The 18336-nt window shown below is 29.8% G+C and carries 16 protein-coding genes; 5 read left to right on the plus strand and 11 right to left on the minus strand.

Annotated elements, in window-relative coordinates; all coding sequences use genetic code 11:
• Together J3359_RS07540 and J3359_RS07545 are read right to left on the minus strand one after the other, a co-directional pair.
• Window positions 1–1497: a RagB/SusD family nutrient uptake outer membrane protein gene (locus J3359_RS07540; protein ID WP_208080091.1), complete on the minus strand. Its 1497-nt coding sequence runs from the start codon at window positions 1495–1497 to the stop codon at window positions 1–3.
• 14 nt (window positions 1498–1511) lie between these two features.
• Window positions 1512–4844 carry a SusC/RagA family TonB-linked outer membrane protein gene (locus tag J3359_RS07545; RefSeq protein ID WP_208080092.1) on the minus strand — a complete coding sequence of 1111 codons (3333 nt, stop codon included), beginning with the start codon at window positions 4842–4844 and terminating at the stop codon, window positions 1512–1514.
• A gap of 303 nt (window positions 4845–5147) precedes the next feature.
• Between J3359_RS07545 and mutY the strand changes: the two genes are divergently transcribed.
• From mutY to J3359_RS07570, 5 genes are all read left to right on the plus strand, one after another.
• Window positions 5148–6191 (plus strand): A/G-specific adenine glycosylase, encoded by a 1044-nt coding sequence (mutY, locus tag J3359_RS07550; protein ID WP_208080093.1) that lies wholly within the window; start codon window positions 5148–5150, stop codon window positions 6189–6191.
• Window positions 6192–6353: 162 nt separating this feature from the next.
• Window positions 6354–6803, plus strand: coding sequence for a single-stranded DNA-binding protein (locus tag J3359_RS07555; protein ID WP_208080094.1), 450 nt, complete (start codon window positions 6354–6356; stop codon window positions 6801–6803).
• A gap of 18 nt (window positions 6804–6821) precedes the next feature.
• Window positions 6822–8150: a gliding motility-associated protein GldE gene (locus tag J3359_RS07560; protein ID WP_208080095.1), complete on the plus strand. Its 1329-nt coding sequence runs from the start codon at window positions 6822–6824 to the stop codon at window positions 8148–8150.
• On the plus strand, window positions 8143–8691 hold the full coding sequence (gldD, locus tag J3359_RS07565) for a gliding motility lipoprotein GldD (protein ID WP_208080096.1): 549 nt from the start codon (window positions 8143–8145) through the stop codon (window positions 8689–8691). The genes J3359_RS07560 and gldD overlap by 8 nt, the downstream gene beginning before the upstream one ends.
• A 177-nt stretch (window positions 8692–8868) precedes the next feature.
• Complete coding sequence (locus J3359_RS07570; protein WP_208080097.1) at window positions 8869–9396, plus strand: hypothetical protein; 528 nt, start codon at window positions 8869–8871, stop codon at window positions 9394–9396.
• Window positions 9397–9477: 81 nt separating this feature from the next.
• Here J3359_RS07570 and J3359_RS07575 read toward each other — a convergent pair whose 3' ends face one another.
• The 9 genes from J3359_RS07575 to J3359_RS07615 form a co-directional block, all read right to left on the minus strand.
• Entirely contained in the window at window positions 9478–11247 is a 1770-nt protein-coding gene (locus tag J3359_RS07575) for a MutS-related protein (protein WP_208080098.1), read from the minus strand.
• Between the two features lie 5 nt (window positions 11248–11252).
• A complete protein-coding gene (locus J3359_RS07580) occupies window positions 11253–12344 on the minus strand; it encodes a HesA/MoeB/ThiF family protein (protein WP_208080099.1) in 1092 nt (363 codons plus the stop codon).
• A gap of 15 nt (window positions 12345–12359) precedes the next feature.
• On the minus strand, window positions 12360–12842 hold the full coding sequence (locus J3359_RS07585) for a hypothetical protein (protein ID WP_208080100.1): 483 nt from the start codon (window positions 12840–12842) through the stop codon (window positions 12360–12362).
• A 5-nt stretch (window positions 12843–12847) separates the two neighbouring features.
• Window positions 12848–14017 carry an NTP transferase domain-containing protein gene (locus tag J3359_RS07590; protein ID WP_208080101.1) on the minus strand — a complete coding sequence of 390 codons (1170 nt, stop codon included), beginning with the start codon at window positions 14015–14017 and terminating at the stop codon, window positions 12848–12850.
• 163 nt (window positions 14018–14180) lie between these two features.
• Window positions 14181–14660, minus strand: coding sequence for a cyclic pyranopterin monophosphate synthase MoaC (gene moaC / locus J3359_RS07595; RefSeq protein WP_208080102.1), 480 nt, complete (start codon window positions 14658–14660; stop codon window positions 14181–14183).
• Between the two features lie 265 nt (window positions 14661–14925).
• A complete protein-coding gene (locus J3359_RS07600) occupies window positions 14926–15219 on the minus strand; it encodes a GIY-YIG nuclease family protein (protein ID WP_208080103.1) in 294 nt (97 codons plus the stop codon).
• A 290-nt stretch (window positions 15220–15509) separates the two neighbouring features.
• Complete coding sequence (locus J3359_RS07605; protein ID WP_208080104.1) at window positions 15510–16712, minus strand: molybdopterin molybdotransferase MoeA; 1203 nt, start codon at window positions 16710–16712, stop codon at window positions 15510–15512.
• Between the two features lie 150 nt (window positions 16713–16862).
• The gene (moaA, locus tag J3359_RS07610) at window positions 16863–17855 is read right to left on the minus strand and encodes a GTP 3',8-cyclase MoaA (protein WP_208080105.1); all 993 of its coding nucleotides are present in this window, start codon (window positions 17853–17855) and stop codon (window positions 16863–16865) included.
• Between the two features lie 64 nt (window positions 17856–17919).
• The gene (locus J3359_RS07615; protein WP_208080106.1) at window positions 17920–18333 is read right to left on the minus strand and encodes a YeeE/YedE thiosulfate transporter family protein; all 414 of its coding nucleotides are present in this window, start codon (window positions 18331–18333) and stop codon (window positions 17920–17922) included.
• Between the last annotated feature and the right edge of the window lie 3 nt (window positions 18334–18336).

Genomic DNA, 18336 nt, shown 5'->3' on the forward strand with positions numbered 1-18336 from the left:
TTATCTAGGATTATCTACTATTCCGAAATTAAGTGCATTTTTTGGAATTTTTAAAAGTCTTCTTTTATCTCCTTTAACAAGTACATTAGGGTCTCCTAAGATACTGAGTTTACGAGAAACTTCTAAGTCGAATCTTTTAACATCGAACCAACGTAAACCTTGATGATATGATTCTCTTCTTTTTAGTTCTGCAATAAATTTTACAAAGGAGGTTTGTTTATCATTTAATGTGTAAAAAGGTGTATATTCTTTTGGAACGACAGGGTATTGTGCTACAACCATATCTTCTGTAAGTATATCTGTTGTAGCGTTGTAAGAAAGTGTTTTTTTAGACAGAAAAATGTTTAAATCTTTTAAAGCACTTGCATAATTTTCTTTCATAACATAAGCTTCTGCTCTATTTAAAATAGTTTCATCTCTATCAAATAAAACAATTCCTGTATATGGAGATCCTATACCTGCATTTTGATTGGTAATTTTAAAATATTCTCTAAATTTTGGAAAATTGTATACAAGATCTGTACCACCATAAACAGTATATGCCCATGACTTTTTAAATGGATTTCCTGGGCTACCAAAAAACAATTGATTGGCCTTATTAATAGATAATCCAAAATTGGTTCCTGCGAATCTTCTTGCCCACAAACTAGCTGTTGAGGCTATTAATAAATTAGATTCTTCCTTTACACTTGGGTATAGTAATCTATTTCCATCATAAGACAAAGCTTTATAGGCAACCATATTTCTAAGTTGTTTTTCAGGGTTGGTTACTGCTTTAGAACTATATTTTATAACTTTATCCCAATCTCCTTTATATAGATAAAACCTAGCCGCAAAAGCACTTGCAGATAATTCTGTAAAATGAAATTTAGGAGCTACATAATCATTCCCTACAATAGCTAAACCTTCTTCTAAATCTTTTTCTATAAGTTCATAAACTTCTGCCAAAGTACCTCTGTCATAGTTTTGTATTAGATTTTTTTCAGGTTTTAAAACGTAAGGTATACCCAAATCTGTTTTGGCTGATTTTGGATTGTATTGTTTACACCAAAAATTTGCAATCATAAAATGACCGTAAGCTCTAGCTATTAGAGCCTCTCCTTTTTGACTCTTTAAATCGTATTTACCTTCTAACTTAGATATAGCCTCTAAAGCTGCGTTAGCTTGTGAAATAGCTGCATAAGTATTATTCCAAAAATACGTTGGTGAATCTCTATCTGTTTCGAAGGTTGTAGCGTCTTCCCAGTTGTAAAGTGTTTTTTGCATTCTATCTCCAATACCTTCTACTTTAATTTCTGAATTGTCTGACATTATAGAAGCCATTAACTGATAATTTGCTGTTGAATAAGCACCAGTAATTAACTGAGAAATTTTGTCTGGACTATCTATTTGAGATCTATTGTCTGGTATTTCTGATAAAAATTCGTTGCATCCTATAAATAAAATAAGACTACAAAGCAATGTGATATTGGTTAAGTATTTATAATTTGATTTCATAATATATATTTTTATTACATTCCTAAATTAATTGATAATGTATATTGCCTTCTAATAGGCAACGCAACTCCACCTGTTTGGTAAAATTCTGGATCCTGCCCATTTAATTTATCATCTGCATAAATTAAAAATAAGTTAGTACCCTGCAATCTAACATTTAAGGAAGTAATACCTAATTTATCTGTTACATCTTTATCAAAAGAATAGCCTAAAGAAACGTTTTTCATTCTTACAAAAGATCCATCTGCAATTCTTGCAGTAGAATAATTATATGCATTATATGCACGAACTAAATCTTGGTTTCTTGCATCTCTACTAGATACTATTGTTGGTATGTTTGTTATTTTTTCATCTCCAGCAATAATCCATCTATTCTTAAAGTCTTTTGTAAAGACAGATAAATCATTATAAGTAGAACTAAACACAGGATTAAGTCTTATTTTATTTCCTCCAGCTCCAGTTATTAGTACATTTAAATTCCAATTCTTATATCTAAAATTATTTGTAAAACCTCCTTGAATATTAGGTATTACAGAACCTTCATGTTTTAATAATGTTGCTAAATTTTGAGTTTCTTGAAAATCTAACCCCTTTATTGGATCCAAATCTCCTAAATCGTAAGTAGGATACCCTCTATTGTTTAAACCAGCAAATTTAAAAGAAAATATAGACTGTGGTGCAAAACCAACGATATTAGAACCTGTTGCATCTATCAAGTCAAAAGCATTTGTTTGGCTTTGAAGATCTGTAATTTTTTGGTTAACGTAAGAAGCATTAAAATTGGTACTCCAAGAAAAATCATCTGTGGAAATATTTCTAGTATTCAAATTTAATTCAAAACCATGAATATCCATTGTAGAGTTATTACCTTCTTTTATAAACTGACCTCCAACACCAGAAGTTCTAATAAAATCTATATTATCAAAAATATCTCTTTTAAAATAATCTGCACTAAGTTGAATTGCATTATTGTTTAAACCTAAATCAAAACCTATGTTTAATTCATACTGTTTTTCCCAAGTTAAATCTAAATTTGGCAGAGCTTCTATATCTAAAAAGTTTTCTCTATCTCTCAGGTTTAATCTATCTGTAATTTGACTCCTATATATAGCCAATGAATTTGTAGCATTTCCTGGAGTAGCAGTTAAACCATAAGAAGTTCTAATTGCTAAGTTGTTAATTATTTCGGAATCTTTTATAAAATCTTCTTCATTAGCATTCCATTTAGCACTTACGGATCCTGTAGGTAGCCATCTAGAACTAGAAGTTACCCCTTGTCTGTTAGAACCATCGAACCTTCCTGTAAGCGTTAAGATATATTTATCATTAAAAGAATAAGTAGCTTTACCAAAAAACGCTACAGTTCTTTCTCTTTCTTGATTTACATCAAAATAATTATCTCCACTAGCTAGTACTTTTTCTAACAATCTAGAATCTGTAAATGGAGTGTACCCATTATTATACTGCAAACCATATCCTGTAAAATTATCTCTATTACGATCTACATACCTCATCTCTTGACCTAAAAACACATTTAAGTTATGATTATTTTCAAATGTTTTATCGTAATTAATACTATTTCTAATATAGTAAGAAGTTAAATAGTTATTTCTTTTTATAAACAAACCTCCTCTAGGAAAAACAGGAATTGGTTGTAACAAAGGATTGTCTGGATCTGTATACAAAAAGTTATTAGCATCTCTAACAATAGTAGTTTCGTTTGCATTATATGCAGAAACAACATTAGAGTTTCTTCTAATTTGGTGTTCGGATGTACTATTTACATAACGTGCAGCAGAATTAAAAGAATAAGTTAAATGATCATTAAGCTTGTAATTTGCATCTAACTGAAATCTGATATCCTTTACATCTAAATCTAAATAGTTATTATCTATTTCTTCTAAGATGTTAAAAGGAGCCCAATTGTTTCTATTGTATTCATAATTTCCATTTTCATCTCTTGGTCTTAAAGTTCTAGATGTATTTAAAGCATAAGAAAATGGGTTTATATCAAAATCTCTTGAAACCTCTCCATTAAAATCATCTGTTTCTCTAGAAAAAGTTCCAGGCGCTCTTTGGTTACGAACAGATGCTACTGTAGTAAAAGTTACATTAAACTTATCAGACAAAAAATAAGTATCTTTTATAGTAGAAGTTAACCTTTTAACATTTTCTGCAATAGACCAACCTGGATCTGTAAAGAAACTTAGCGACGCATAAAGTGTGTTTTTTTCACCACCACCACTTAAACTAATTGAATGGTTTTGCGTCATAGATTGTCTAAACAAAGTTCTAAACCAGTCTGTATTTGCTAATTCGTATTGTTTTAAAAAGCGGTTTCTAGCCTCAGGAGTATTACTTAATAAAAACCCACCAGAACCATTAAAAGTATTTACTCTTTGCTCCATTGTTGTATATATACCACCATATCTTGATTGAGCCACATCTTCTGGATTTAAAAACCCTTTAGCCTCTAACTCTTTCAATATACTCATATTCTCTTTTGAATTAAGTATATCGAAATTACTGTAATATGGAATATCTCTTAATGTTTGTTCTAACGTATAAGTTACTTTTAAAGGAGCATTTTTTCTACCACTCTTTGTTGTAATAACAACCACCCCATTTCTAGCTCTTGCACCATATAAAGCTGTAGCAGAAACATCTTTTAGTATTTGAACATCTTTAATATCATTTGCATTTATACCTGCAATAGAAGAACTTAAAAGTGTTTGTGCATCTCCATTAGTTAACGCTTCTAAACCTGTAGTATCTACAATATCTTCTTGCACAATACCATCAATTACATACAAAGGGGTATTATTACCAAATACAGACGAAGCACCTCTAATAGTAATATTTGGTGCTGCACCAAAAGTACCAGAAACATTTTGTATACTTACACCAGCAACCCTACCTTCTAACATTCGGGTAGCATCTACAACACCATCTATTTTAAGATCAGCTCCTTTAACTGTTGTAGAGGCTCCTGTAAATCTTTTTTTCCTAATTGTTTCATAACCTGTCGTAATAACAATCTCATCTAAAGATTGAGCGTTTTCTACCAAAACAACGTTAATAGTATCACTTGACCCCACCTCTTTTTCTAAGGTTTTCATCCCCAAATACCTAAACACAAGTACATCTCCTTGTTTTACATTAACAGTAAATTTACCATCAAAATCTGTCTCAGTTCCTTTATTACTACCTTTTATAATAATTGAAACCCCTGGCAGAGGCCCAGATTTATCTGAAACAGTACCTGTAACTGTTTTTCGTTGCGCAAAAGATATTTGCACAAAAAACGCTAAGAATAACGTTAAAATAACATTAAAATTAAATTTCATTATAAATTATTTTGAATTAATTGTCTGCAATATTCATAATTTATTGTTAATTATACAAGTAAATTCTACTATTTAACTAAAATTACTTGAGTTTTTTTATGGGGTTCTTAAAAAAACCAAACTTAATATTAAGTTAATATACAAAAAATATTTGTTAAAATAATAATCTTCCTAATTTGCTTTATGTCGTTTAAAGTTGTAATAAATTACAAACTATTTTAACAACGTAGAATATTATTTTCTAATTTTAGGATACAGTGTTCTATTTAATCCTTTAATTTCGCAGAATATTCTCATTTATAAATGAAGTTTTCTAAAAAGTTAACATACTGGTATTTACAAAACAAACGGAACCTTCCTTGGCGAGAAACGAAGAACCCATATTTTATTTGGCTGAGCGAAATTATGCTTCAACAAACAAGAGTTGCGCAAGGTTTGGCATATTATTTAAAATTTACGGAAGCATTTCCAACAGTTTTCGACCTCGCAAAAGCACATGAAAGTATCGTTTTAAAAATGTGGCAAGGTTTAGGGTATTACTCTCGTGCAAGAAACCTTCATTTTAGTGCAAAACACATTGTAAACGAACTAAATGGAGAATTTCCAACTACGTTTTTAGAAATTATAAAATTAAAAGGAATTGGAGATTATACAGCTTCTGCAATTGCTTCTATTTGTTTTAACGAACCAACAGCTGTTGTAGATGGTAATGTTTATAGAGTGCTTTCTCGTTATTTTGGAATTTCTACACCCATCAATTCCACTGCAGGAATTAAAGAGTTTAAAAAAATTGCACAATCTTTAATAGATAAAAGCCAACCAGGAATGTATAACCAAGCAATTATGGATTTTGGTGCACTGCATTGCAAACCTCAAAATCCATTATGTGATTCTTGTCCTTTTACTAATAGTTGTGTTGCTTTTGAAAAAAATCTCGTTAAAAAACTACCTATAAAGGAGAAAAAAATAAAGATTAGAAAACGATATTTTAATTTTCTAGTGATTAAAACAGCTGATAATAAAACCATTTTATCCAAAAGAAAAGGAAAAGGAATTTGGCAAGGCTTATATGAATTTCCGTTGATTGAAAGTGAGCAAATCATTAATAAAAATGAACTGATTTCAACCGAAAAATTTACGGATTTATTTCCTAATGAAACTACAATTTTATTACATAATAAGAAGGAAATTGTACATAAATTATCTCACCAACATTTATATACACAATTTTGGATTATAGAGACAAAATCTTTGGAAAACACTACTATTTCTTGGGAAAACATACAAGATTTTCCTGTTCCTGTTTTAATTTCTAACTTTTTGGAAGAATTTCAATCTAAAAATTAATGATATTTTTAGTACATTTGATTATAATTTTACAAACATTAAAGTTTGTCTCCTCGAGCATTATTAAAAATTAAAATATTTTTTAATTTGAAGATAAAAGCGCAGCTTGCGAGAGGTTTAATTTAGGGCTCGACTGCGCTCGACCTTACAAAATATAAAGCTATGGCAAGTACAATTAACAAAGTAATTTTGATTGGAAATTTGGGCGACGATGTAAAAATGCATTATTTTGATGACCAAAACTGTATAGGTCGTTTTCCTATTGCCACTAGCGAAAGCTATACCAACAAACAAACTGGCGAAAAAGTAACCAATACAGATTGGCATAATATTGTGGCAAGAAACGGTTTGGCAAAAATTTGTGAGAAATATTTATCTAAAGGAGATAAAGTTTACGTGGAAGGAAAACTAAAAAACAGACAATGGGAACAAGATGGTGTAAAACGTTATTCTACAGAGGTTCATGTTTTAGAAATGACAATGTTAAACACGAAGAAAAATGCAGATAATTCAACAAATCCACAACCTGCAAATACAGCTAAGCAACCAACAAATACAGCTTCTGAGCAAAAATCGATTGCACCAGAAGAAAATGACGATTTACCCTTCTAACATATAAAAATATTAAAATTGGATCCAGATCCCGAACAATTATATTTCCTATTAGCTTCTATAGATTTCATTACTGCTTTAAATGGAATTGCACTTCTTTTATTGCTATTAAGCTCGGCTTTGGTATCTGGCACAGAAGTTGCTTTTTTCTCTCTTTCTCAGACCGATATTAACGAACTTTCTAACAATGGAAAACAGCAAAATATTGTAGTTACTTTATTAGAAAGACCCAGAAAATTATTAGCAACCATACTTATTACCAATAACTTTATCAATATTTTAATTGTACTGCTTTTTGCTTCTTTGGCAGAAACATTATTTGGTAATTTCGATTATTCTTTAGACTTAGTTCTGTTTCAAATACCAGTTCGTTTCTTAATAGAAATAATTTTAGTTACTTTTTTAATTCTCTTGTTTGGCGAGGTTTTACCAAAGGTATATGCTTCGAGAAATGCACTTGCTTTTTCGAAAGCAATGTCTAAATTTATTCATGTAATAAACACAATTCTAACTCCCTTTACACTGCCATTAATCAATTTAACAAAATGGATTGAAAAAAAACTAGGAAGCAAAGGAACCAACTTTTCTGTAGAAACCTTATCGCAAGCTTTAGAGCTAACCTCACAAGGCGCAACTACCAAAGACGAGCAAAAAATTTTAGAAGGAATCGTAAATTTTGGAAACACAGAAACCGTACAAATTATGAAACCTCGAATTGATATTTTTGCGCTTTCAGACGAGGAGTCTTACGACGTAGTTTTAGAGAAAATTCTCGCAAATGGTTATTCCAGAAATCCTGTTTATCACGAAAATATAGACAATATCGTAGGTGTTTTATACGCCAAAGATTTATTGGCTCATTTGTATAAAAAATCATTTAAATGGCAAACGTTACTTCGCGAACCATTTTTTGTACCAGAAAATAAAAAATTAGACGATTTGTTAGGCGATTTTAGAGCCATAAAAAATCATTTAGCGATTGTTGTAGACGAATATGGAGGAACAAGTGGACTCGTAACTTTAGATGATGTTATCGAAGAAATCGTTGGAGATATAAATGACGAATTTGATGACGAAGATTTAGCCTACTCTAAAATAGATGCCAACAATTATATTTTCGAAGGAAAAACAACCATAAAAGATTTTTGTAAAGTTTTAGATGATGAAGATGAAGCTATTTTCGAGGAAGAAAAAGGCGAGAGTGAAACCTTGGCTGGTTTTATCTTAGAGGTTTCAGGTAAATTTCCAAAAAGAGGTGAGAAAATAAACTTTAAGAATTATACGTTTACTATTGAAGCGTTAGACAGAAAACGTATAAAACAAGTTAAAGCCACCAGAAATGCGTAATCTCTTTTTTTTGCTTTTTATAGTATTTTTTATCTCCTGCAAAGAAGATGTTTTGCCAAAACCAAAGGCGTATTTGAGCTTAAATTATCCTACAAAAGCATATCAAAAACTACCAATTGAAAGACCCTATACTTTTGAAGTTTTAAAAAATACTGAAGTAGTTAACGAACCTAAAAACTGGTTAACAATTAAATACCCACATTTAAAAGCTTCGTTAGATATTACTTACAGACCTGTAGAAAATAATATTAAAGAATTATTAACGGAAGCCGAAAAACTAGTATTTAAACACACTATAAAAGCGGAACAAATTATACCAAAAGATTTTGTAAATCCTAAAAAAAGAGTATTTGGAAGTTTATATGAGATTACTGGAAACGCTGCTTCTCAATTACAATTTCATGTGACAGACAGCACAAAACATTTTATAAAAGGATCACTATATTTCTACGCAAAACCAAATTACGATTCAATTTTACCAGCTGTAGCTTATATTAAAGAAGATATTTTGCGATTGGTGGAGACACTTGAATGGAAATGAAAAATTTAAAAAGACACAAATTTCACGGATTTTTACGTAGAGGTTTTTCTACTTGTTCTAAATATAATCTAATTCTATTATTAAAACTATCCAAAATATTTACTTATTTTTTAATTAACTTAAAAGAAAAAATAAGTTTGTAACTTAAAAAACAGTTTGTAAAAACTTTATATTATTATGAAATCATTTATTTTATTTTTTTTGGTATCATTTTCTACAGTAATTTTTTCTCAGGAAAAAAAAGAATTTAAAACTGGTGTTAAGCTAATTGAAAAAGAAATTATTTCAAAACATCAATTACCAAAAACTATTTTATTTGAATTTTCGGGCGACAGTCATCTTATTTATTTTTATAAGAATTTATCTAAAAAAATAAAAAAACGTTTTAAAAAAAATGGTATTAAAACTGCTTTCAATTATAATTTAAAAGAAGCAAGCTTGAAAGAGGATATAAAAGAAATTCCAACAAAGAAACATTCATCTGAAAACTACAATCAACTTTGTAAAATTGAAATAGACAACTTTAAAAATTTCAACAATTATAAGATTAAGGAAAGAAAACAAAAATTTAATTTAGATTTTAATTTTATAGAAAATAATAAAATCGTTCTAAAAGGAACCATGCAAGTATCTACTAATAATACTATTATAACTGAAAATAAAAAAATCAGTAAAGAGTTATATCACCTCTTAATATCAAAATAATAAGCTGATAAAATCTTACGTCAATTGTCATCAAGTCTTATCTCTCTTGATTCTTAGTTCTGGTCTCTTTTTCGAAAAAAACTAAACAATCTCCATTTTTTTCAACAAGAAAGAAGCGTTCATATTTTTACAAATTCCGTTTTTTAAAGTATAATCGAAATGCAATTCGTTGTTAATAATTTCTGCATCGAAATAATAGTTTTTAATGTTTTCGAATTCATTTTCCAATTCACATAAACTAACATCGTGTGTTGCAATAATTCCTGTAGATTTCGATTTTGTGAGTTTCTCCACAAACTTTTTAGAGCCAATTGCCTTGTCTTTACTGTTGGTTCCTTTTAAAATTTCATCTAAAATTATAAAGTAATCTTTGTCTTCAATTTCATCAACAATAAATTTTAACCGTTTTAATTCTGAATAAAAATACGATTCGTCTTCTGTTAAAGAATCTGTAGTTCGCATACTTGTAATCAGTTTTATGGGATGATATTTAAAGCTTGCTGCGCAAACAGGCAAACCACAATTTGCCATAATTATAGATAAAGAAACCGTTCTTAAAAACGTACTTTTTCCAGCCATATTTGCACCAGTAACAATAAAAAATTCTTCTTTATTTATGTTGAAGTTATTATCAACTCGTTTATCAACATTCAATAAAGGATGCCCTAAATTGGTAGCTGTAATCACATTTTTTTCTGAAGTAATTTCTGGAAATATAAATTTTGGATGATTGAATTTAAAGTTCGCCAACGAATTTGTAGCATCGAAATAAGCAACAACTTCAAACCAGTTTTCGACAGTGTGTTTGTAGGTTGAAATCCATTTTTCGACTTTACAAACATTGTAAATTTCTGTTAAAAATAATCCATTTCCAAAAACTGCGATAATAATGTTATTTCTCTGATCGAAAGTGTCTAAAATCCGTGCAAATTCTTTAAAAATAGCAGACGCTTTTTTATTTTCTGAATTGATAATTTGCTGTTTCTCTTTTAATATTTTTGACGTAAATGCCTCCTTCTCAATTTCATTTAATAATGGATGATATTGCTTAAATGTATCTCTTGCTTTGCTTGCTTCTGTATATAAATGGTTTATTTTTAGTACAAATTTGCCCGTAATAAAAAGTCCGACAAAAAACCAAATAATAATATAGGTAAAGGAAATTTGTCCGACAGAAATCAACCCAATTAAAGTCAAAGACACAATTGTAAAAACAATTTGAAGCGTTTTTAAAAATTTCGGAAAAACAGAACTGTAACCAGAAATCCAACTAACAATTGCATTTGTGGTGCTATTTACAGAAACCAAACTTGCCAAAGCAGAAAAATGCTGACGCCATTCAACTTTACCCGAAAGTTCTTCTAAAGTTTTTTGTTTCTCTAAAATGGACGCTGTTTTATTTTCTGTTAAGCAGTTTGCTAAAACTACTTTTCCGTCTTTTGTTTTGGTTCTGTTTATATATTGAAAGAAAGAACCCAATCCAAATAAATCAATATCATTACTATAAAAATGAGCAGGATTTACAAATTCCTCGCCAGTTTCTAAATGATGAAAATGCCTATTTAAAACTTCAATTTCAACAGTATTTATTTTAATTTTTTCATCGAGAATATTTCTTTTTCTTTTAAGATTTATATGTTTTGTTACTAAAAAACCAAATAGTAAGAGTCCTAAAAAAGCAATAATAAAAACATCAGGATATTTCCCGAAAGTTAAGTAAACTAAGAAACAAGTTGCTAAAAAAACGACAAATCTAAAGATGCTTAAATTGGCTGACTTTTTTTTTAATTTTCTCGCTTTTGTTTCTAATTTAGCTTTATAGTTTGTGTAAAATTCTAAAGGGTTTTTCATGTCTTTTATTTGTAGCTAGAAATTCCTCCAGTTAAATTCAACACTTCTAAATCTGGATATTTATTTTTTAATTTTACTGTAGCTCTGTAACTGTTAAAACCACGCTGGCAAACCATTATATAGGTTTTATTTTTATCAATTGTAATTTTATCTGCATCGAAACTATTTATATGAATGGTTTGTTGCACATCAAAAGGCAGTTTCAAATTATTTAAAACAGCTATAATTTCCAGATTTTTAGACTCCGTTTGTAAAGACAAACGTTTTTTTAACTCTTCTGGAGCTATTTGCCAATCAGGATTTTGCCCACTACAAGCAACATCTACATAGGTTTGCACTTTAAAAAGTTTTGCAATTCTATCTTTCAAAAAAGTAGGTTTTAACTTCATTTTTAACTCGGTATTTTGCAATGTATTATATATACGAAGTTGATTTGTTAACGGTTTTCCAATGCCTGTAACTAATTTTAAAACTTCATTTACTTGTTGCATGGCAATTGTACCAACAATTGCATTTAACGTTCCTGCTTCTTCGCAATTTGGGATATCTGTTGCCATTTCTGGAAAAGCATCTCTTAAATTTGTGGAATAACTTCCGTCTTTTTGTAAGACATTAAAAGTAGCCACATAACCATCGAACTTATACAAAGAACCATAAACCAAAGGTTTGTTTTTTATAACACAGGCATCATTTAATAAATATTTTGTGGGTAAAGAATCTGTTCCATCTACAATAATATCTACTTTTTCAATCAATTCAAAGACATTTTCTTTTGTAATTGGTTGGTTAGAAAAAGTTACTTCTGTAAAAGGCGCTCTTTTTTTTATAAATGCAGATAAAATTGCCGCTTTTGGTAAATCTACATCGTCTAAAGAATAGAAAACTTGTCTGTGCAAATTGGTAATATCAACCGTATCGAAATCTACCAAATGGATTTTTCCAATACCACTTGAAGCCAAATATACTGCAATTGGGCTTCCCAAACCTCCACAACCAACTACCAAAACAGATGCGTTTTGTAGTTTTTCTTGCCCAACTTCTCCTATTTCGGATAATGTTATTTGACGTTTGAAAAATTGGTTTTTTATATCCTGCATTAAAATATCTATTATTTAATATTTACAAAATGTTCCTTTTTGTTTAGTAATTTCTCCTGTTTCTGAAGTGAAAGTTGCTTCATATTTAGCACAATTACCAAAAAAACCTGTCATTTCAACAAGAATACCTTTGTTTTTATTTAAATTAATTTGATATTCATCCAACTCCATCTTGCTTTCATCATAAGTTAATCTATAGCTACAGTCATTTACCCATTCAATCTTTTCATAAACTGGATTTCCTTTATTCTCACCATTAACCCATTCAGTTTGGGTAGATTTTTTTCTTATCACTAAATACTTTTGTATTTTTTTATCTCTTTTAATAAAAAACTCACTAATACTATCTTGATACTCTCTGGTATATTTAAGTAATTCTTCAGTTTCAGGAATAAAGAATTTTCCAGTCTTAAAATCAGAACATTTAAATTTACTGTTATTACAACTTTGAATTATTATACAAAGCAACAACAGACTAAATAAGGGTTTGTAATTCATACAATCTATTTATTAGTTAATTTTTGAACTTCCTTTTTAGCCATCTCAAACTCTTCTGGAGTATTTACATTTCTAATTAAATCATCCTCAATTTCTACAATTTCAACATCAGAATTAATTAGCATTTTACGCGGACAAGAATATCCTTGTGCTAAATATTGTAATAAAATTGCATATGCTTTGGGTTCGTAAATGGTAATTAAAGGTTCTACAAACTCTTTACTTTTTCCTTTAATTGCTGTAGCAACTTTACTTGGATTTCTATGTTTTAATAATTGCTGAATTACAGAATCATTTACAAAAGGAACATCTGTTGCCAAAACCAACCAGGCAGAATTTGGGTCTTTCTGAAACGCAGAACAAATTCCACCAAAAGGGCCAAGATTTAGAAAAACATCTGGAATTTCGCTTTTAGATTTCTCGACTTCTCGCGAAATGACATTCGAATTCCTATTGTTACCTTGAGCGCAGTCGAAAGGTCTCACAGAATAATACGTTTCGAAATTGTTGTTTTCTAACAATTCTTTTGCGTATTCTTTTTGTGGTTTTCCAAAATAATTTAGTTCAGATTTATCTTGTCCCATTCTTGTGCTTTTTCCACCCACTAAAACAAGTCCTTTTATGGGCGCAATTTTCTCTTGAATGAGATTGTTTATATGATTTGCAATTTTATCAACTTCATCAATTGTGTAGCAAATCTTATTTTTTATATTCGGGTATTTTTCAACTAAAAAGTCAAAAAACTCCGTTTCTATTTTCAACTTAACAATAAACTGAATACTGTCTAATTGTTCCAATCTTTTGAATACGGAAGCTTCTTTTGCTTCGTCTAAAATTAGAATTTGTTTTGCCCCTTGATAATGATTTCCATTGATAAAAACATAATCGTATTGTGCAAATTGCAAACGCTGTTCAAACTTATTTACATTTCCAGAAGTGGTAATTTGTAAATTTCCCTCATGATGAAAAGTATATTCTGATAACTTATTTTCTTGAACGTTCTTTGCGTGAGAAGCATCAAAATACGCTAATTTATAGTTTGATAATTTCTCTGAAACCTTATGAACTAAGTCTGAAATTATTCCACAATTGGTTCCTAAAATAGCGATTTCGTTTGGCGCAAAATTATCGTTATCTCTTCTTTCTAAATTTGTATGTTTTTTGTGTTTTTTCATTTTTATGCTGAGCTTATTTTCAGTTTATTTTGTCATTTCGACTTTATGGAGAAATCTCAAAAAATAAATGACTTCAGAGATTTCTCAACTCCACTTTGTTTCGTTCGAAATGACAATTTAACATCATACGTTAACACAAGAGTGTTTCTTCCCTTTGGGAAGATTAAGATGGGATTTTAATATCCGATTTTCCACCTGTTTTTTCTACTAATTTTACTTCTTTAATCACCATTTTTTTACTGATGCTTTTACACATATCATAAATCGTTAGGCAAGTTATGTTTGCGCCAGTTAACGCTTCCATTTCTACACCCGTTTTTCCTTCGATAGTAACTTCACAAAACACTTCTATATTTTCTGAATCGATAATTTTAATATCAATATCTACGCCATTAATTAATAATGGATGACACATTGGTATTAATTCTGATGTTTTTTTAACAGCTTGAATTCCTGCAATAATTGCCGTTTGAAAAACTGAGCCTTTTTTGGTTGTTAACTCGTTATCAGAAAAATTAGAAATCACCTCTTTTCCCAAAAACATGGTTGCTTTTGCAATTGCTGTTCTTTTGGTAATTTTCTTATCAGAAACATTTACCATTTTAGGATTTCCTTTTTTGTTTATGTGTGTGAAATTACTCATTGACTATAATTATCATTTAACGTGTTCTCGATACATCAAGCTGAAAAAGCTTGACACTCGAACTGACAGCTTGTGCTTACTCTTGTGTACAAAAACTCACTTACTGTCACTTCGAGTGAAATTCTTTTTTCAAGAATTTTGTATCGAGAAGTTATTTATCTAAAGTGTTCTCGATACAAATTTTCTATTTCCATTTCATTTCAATAAAAAATTCACTCGAACTGACAGTACTTGCTTACTCCTACCTTTAGTTGCTCACTCACTGTCACTTCTTAAATTTCTTCTTTGCTAAATTAGGGAGTTTTTCATATTCATCATTAATTAAAGCTTCCTTTTTAGCTTTAGACCATTTTTTTATTTGCTTTTCTGTATCAATTCCAAAACCTGCGTTTGTGAACTCGCAATAAAAAACTAATTCCAAAGGTCTTCTTTTATATGTATAACTTTCTATATGTTTTCCTTTTTGATGCTCAAAAAATCGTTTTTCTAAATTTGATGTAAAACCAGTATAATATGTTTTATCTGAACATTTTAAAATATAAACGTAATAGATTTTCATATTTGGTTTTTTAGAATGTTAATCATGATGTGTTCTCGATACAAATTTTCTATTTCCATTTCATTTCAATAAAAAATTCACTCGAACTGACAGTACTTTCTTACTCTTACGCTCAAAAACTCAAGCGCTGTCACTTCGAGTGAAATTCTTTTTTCAAGAATTTTGTATCGAGAAGTTATTTTCCAATTCAATATTTCGTTGTTCTTAAAAATGTTCTCGATACAATTTCGCTTGGAAAAAAGCGAAATCACTCGAACTGACGTTACGTAAGTTGAATTATGAAAATACGATTATCTATATCTTATTATTGGAAAAACTTCTCCACTTTTAAATTCATTTTTATCATTTGGCAATTGAATAAAAGCATCTGCATTTACCAAACTTGCTAAATCTCCAGAACCATTTCCAGTAATTGGAGTTGCCACTAAATGCCCAAATTTGTAACTTAATTTTACTTGTAAAAAATAAGTTAAGTTTGGTTTAAAGGCAAAATCTTCTGCTAAAATTGCGGTTTCTTCTTCAACTTCTACTCCAACTGATTTATAATACCAAGGATAAAAATACGCCAAACAATTTACAAATGTCGAAATTGGGTTTCCTGGAAATCCGAAGACGTTGCATTTATCTGTTTTTCCATAGAAAAAAGGTTTCCCAGGTCTTTGTGCAATTTTGTGAAACAATTTCTCTACTCCTAATTTATCAAAAACTTGGGGTAAAAAATCGAATTTTCCTTTGCTTACTGCTCCACTGAAAAGCAAAACGTCATATTCTTGTAAATAGGTTGCTATTTTTTGTTTTAAAATGGGTTTATCATCTGTAATATGAGCAGCTTCAGAAGGAATATGCAATCTTTCTAATAATGAAACCAATGTAAAAACATTGCTTCTTCTTATTTGATGTTCTAAAGGAATTTCATCTACACCAACCAATTCATCTCCAGTGGAAATAATTAGTATTTTTGGTTGTTTTGCAACTTTTACTTTGGATTTTCCAACGGTTGCTAAAACACCAATTTCTGCTGCTGCTATTTTTGTATTTTGTTTGATTAATAAATCGCCAACTTTTCCGTCTTTTCCTTTCGGATGAACGTTTTGGGCATCGCAGATGCCTTCAGGTATTATTTTTGCAAACCCATTTTCTATTTCTAAATCTTCGTAACGAATTACTGTATTTGCGTTTTTTGGCAAAACTGCACCAGTCATAACTTCAATACAATTTTCTGAATTTTTTAAAGTTATTTGCTCACTTCCTGCACCTTGAATTCCTTCAATTTTAAAATTTAACTGTCTGTTCGAGCGCAGTCGAGAACTAAATTCTTCGAAATCAATTGCAATTCCGTCCATAGAAACTCTATTAAATGGAGGGAAATCTCTATCTGCAAGTATGTCTTCATTTAAAATTCTACCAACAGATTTTAGAAACGGAATTTCTTCAACTCCAAAATTTTGAGTTGCCTTTAAAATTATATTTTTTGCTTCTTTTACTGAAATCATTATAAAAAATTGTATTAATAAGCCTATCCTAACCCTTCCAAAGGTATGGAACTACAAACTAAGCAAAAGAATTTATTTAATCATAAAATAACTTAGAGTAATAATAACCCAACAGTGTCTCTTACCTTTGGGAAAGTTAAAGATAGGATGTTACCCTCCAATTGTACTCATACTTTCAGAAACGCCACCTTTTTTACGATTTGCTTCTGCTATAAATCCGTTTTCTGGTTTTTGTTTTACTAAAGATAAAAAAAGTGCTGCTAAATCGTTATTGGAAGCTCCTTTTCTTATAAAATCACGCAAATTAAAAACGCCATCATCAAACAAACAGTTTTTAAAAGTTCCTGTACTTGTAATTCTAATTCGATTACAATCGTTACAAATTGTTCTTGTAAATGCAGGAATAATTCCCACAGAACCTACATGATTTTCAACTTTATAATTTCTTGAAGTTGATGATTTTTCAGATTTAATTTCTTGAACATCAAACTCCGTTTTTATCTCGTTTAAAATCTTCTTGAACGTCCAATTTTCTTGCATATCTCGTTGTCCTTTTCCATTGAAAGGCATTTCTTCAATAAAACGAACAGCCACATTTTTATCTTTCGTTAATCTTACAAAATCCACAATTTCATCCGTATTAAAACCAGATTGTACAACAACATTTAGTTTTAAATTTAAACTGCTTTTTTCTAGTAATTCGAATGTTTTATACACTTCAGGAAAAACATCTCTTCTTGTAATTTTAGCGAATTTTTCTTGCTGTAAACTGTCAATACTTAAGTTGATGTGTTTTACTTTCTCTAACTTTTCAATGGTTGGAATATGTTGAGAAATCATTGCGCCATTTGTGGTGATATTAATTGCGTCTAACAAATCGTTATAAGACAGCATTTTTAAAAAACCGACAAAATCTTTACGAACAAAAGGTTCTCCACCAGTTAAACGCACTTTTGTAACACCCAATTCTGTTAAAACACGAATTAAACGATACATTTCTTTGTAAGAAAGTAGTTCTTCTCTTGGTACAATAGCTATTCCATGAGCAGGCATACAATATTGGCAACGTAAGTTACAACGATCTGTAACCGCCAAACGTACGTACTCCATTTGTCGCCCGAAATTGTCTATTAATTTGCTCATTTATATTGCAAAATTACAGTGTTTTTAACGCTTACTTTATGATAATAGTCACTTATTTGTTATTCTAATTTGGAAGTTTTTTACTTACAATTCCATATAAAAAAGCTCCTAAAAGTGCACCTACTAATAAAATTAAAGCTGGTAAAAATTTAAATCCAAGAATTACAAAAATTGGTGCTGCACAGGCTCCAGAAATTCCCCAGCCTAAACCAAATAATGTTCCTCCTAAAATAGTACTAATAAAACCTTTTTTCTTTGGTTTTGGAACAATTTTATTTCCATTCATATCTTTTACTTTTCCGCTTTTAAACAGTTGCATTATTATTGCGGATAATACAACTGCTCCTCCAATAATTCCATACATATGGAAAGATTGAAAACGGAACATTTCGTAAAATCGATACCAAGAAATGGCTTGGGTTTTACTTAATACAATTGCGAAAAAGATTCCGAGAATTAAAAATTTAATGTTTTTCATTTT

This window comes from Polaribacter cellanae, from assembly GCF_017569185.1.
GTDB classification, from domain to species: Bacteria; Bacteroidota; Bacteroidia; order Flavobacteriales; family Flavobacteriaceae; genus Polaribacter; species Polaribacter cellanae.

Excerpts from the sequence above, each read along its gene's own strand:
- J3359_RS07590 (WP_208080101.1), bottom strand. The coding sequence starts at position 14,017 with ATGAAAAAACACAAAAAACATACAAATTTAGAAAGAAGAGATAACGAT.
- gldD (WP_208080096.1), top strand. The coding sequence starts at position 8,143 with ATGCGTAATCTCTTTTTTTTGCTTTTTATAGTATTTTTTATCTCCTGC.
- moaC (WP_208080102.1), bottom strand. The coding sequence starts at position 14,660 with ATGAGTAATTTCACACACATAAACAAAAAAGGAAATCCTAAAATGGTA.
- J3359_RS07605 (WP_208080104.1), bottom strand. The coding sequence starts at position 16,712 with ATGATTTCAGTAAAAGAAGCAAAAAATATAATTTTAAAGGCAACTCAA.
- J3359_RS07615 (WP_208080106.1), bottom strand. The coding sequence starts at position 18,333 with ATGAAAAACATTAAATTTTTAATTCTCGGAATCTTTTTCGCAATTGTA.
- J3359_RS07555 (WP_208080094.1), top strand. The coding sequence starts at position 6,354 with ATGGCAAGTACAATTAACAAAGTAATTTTGATTGGAAATTTGGGCGAC.
- J3359_RS07545 (WP_208080092.1), bottom strand. The coding sequence starts at position 4,844 with ATGAAATTTAATTTTAATGTTATTTTAACGTTATTCTTAGCGTTTTTT.
- moaA (WP_208080105.1), bottom strand. The coding sequence starts at position 17,855 with ATGAGCAAATTAATAGACAATTTCGGGCGACAAATGGAGTACGTACGT.
- J3359_RS07575 (WP_208080098.1), bottom strand. The coding sequence starts at position 11,247 with ATGAAAAACCCTTTAGAATTTTACACAAACTATAAAGCTAAATTAGAA.
- J3359_RS07540 (WP_208080091.1), bottom strand. The coding sequence starts at position 1,497 with ATGAAATCAAATTATAAATACTTAACCAATATCACATTGCTTTGTAGT.
- J3359_RS07570 (WP_208080097.1), top strand. The coding sequence starts at position 8,869 with ATGAAATCATTTATTTTATTTTTTTTGGTATCATTTTCTACAGTAATT.
- J3359_RS07600 (WP_208080103.1), bottom strand. The coding sequence starts at position 15,219 with ATGAAAATCTATTACGTTTATATTTTAAAATGTTCAGATAAAACATAT.
- J3359_RS07580 (WP_208080099.1), bottom strand. The coding sequence starts at position 12,344 with ATGCAGGATATAAAAAACCAATTTTTCAAACGTCAAATAACATTATCC.
- J3359_RS07585 (WP_208080100.1), bottom strand. The coding sequence starts at position 12,842 with ATGAATTACAAACCCTTATTTAGTCTGTTGTTGCTTTGTATAATAATT.
- mutY (WP_208080093.1), top strand. The coding sequence starts at position 5,148 with ATGAAGTTTTCTAAAAAGTTAACATACTGGTATTTACAAAACAAACGG.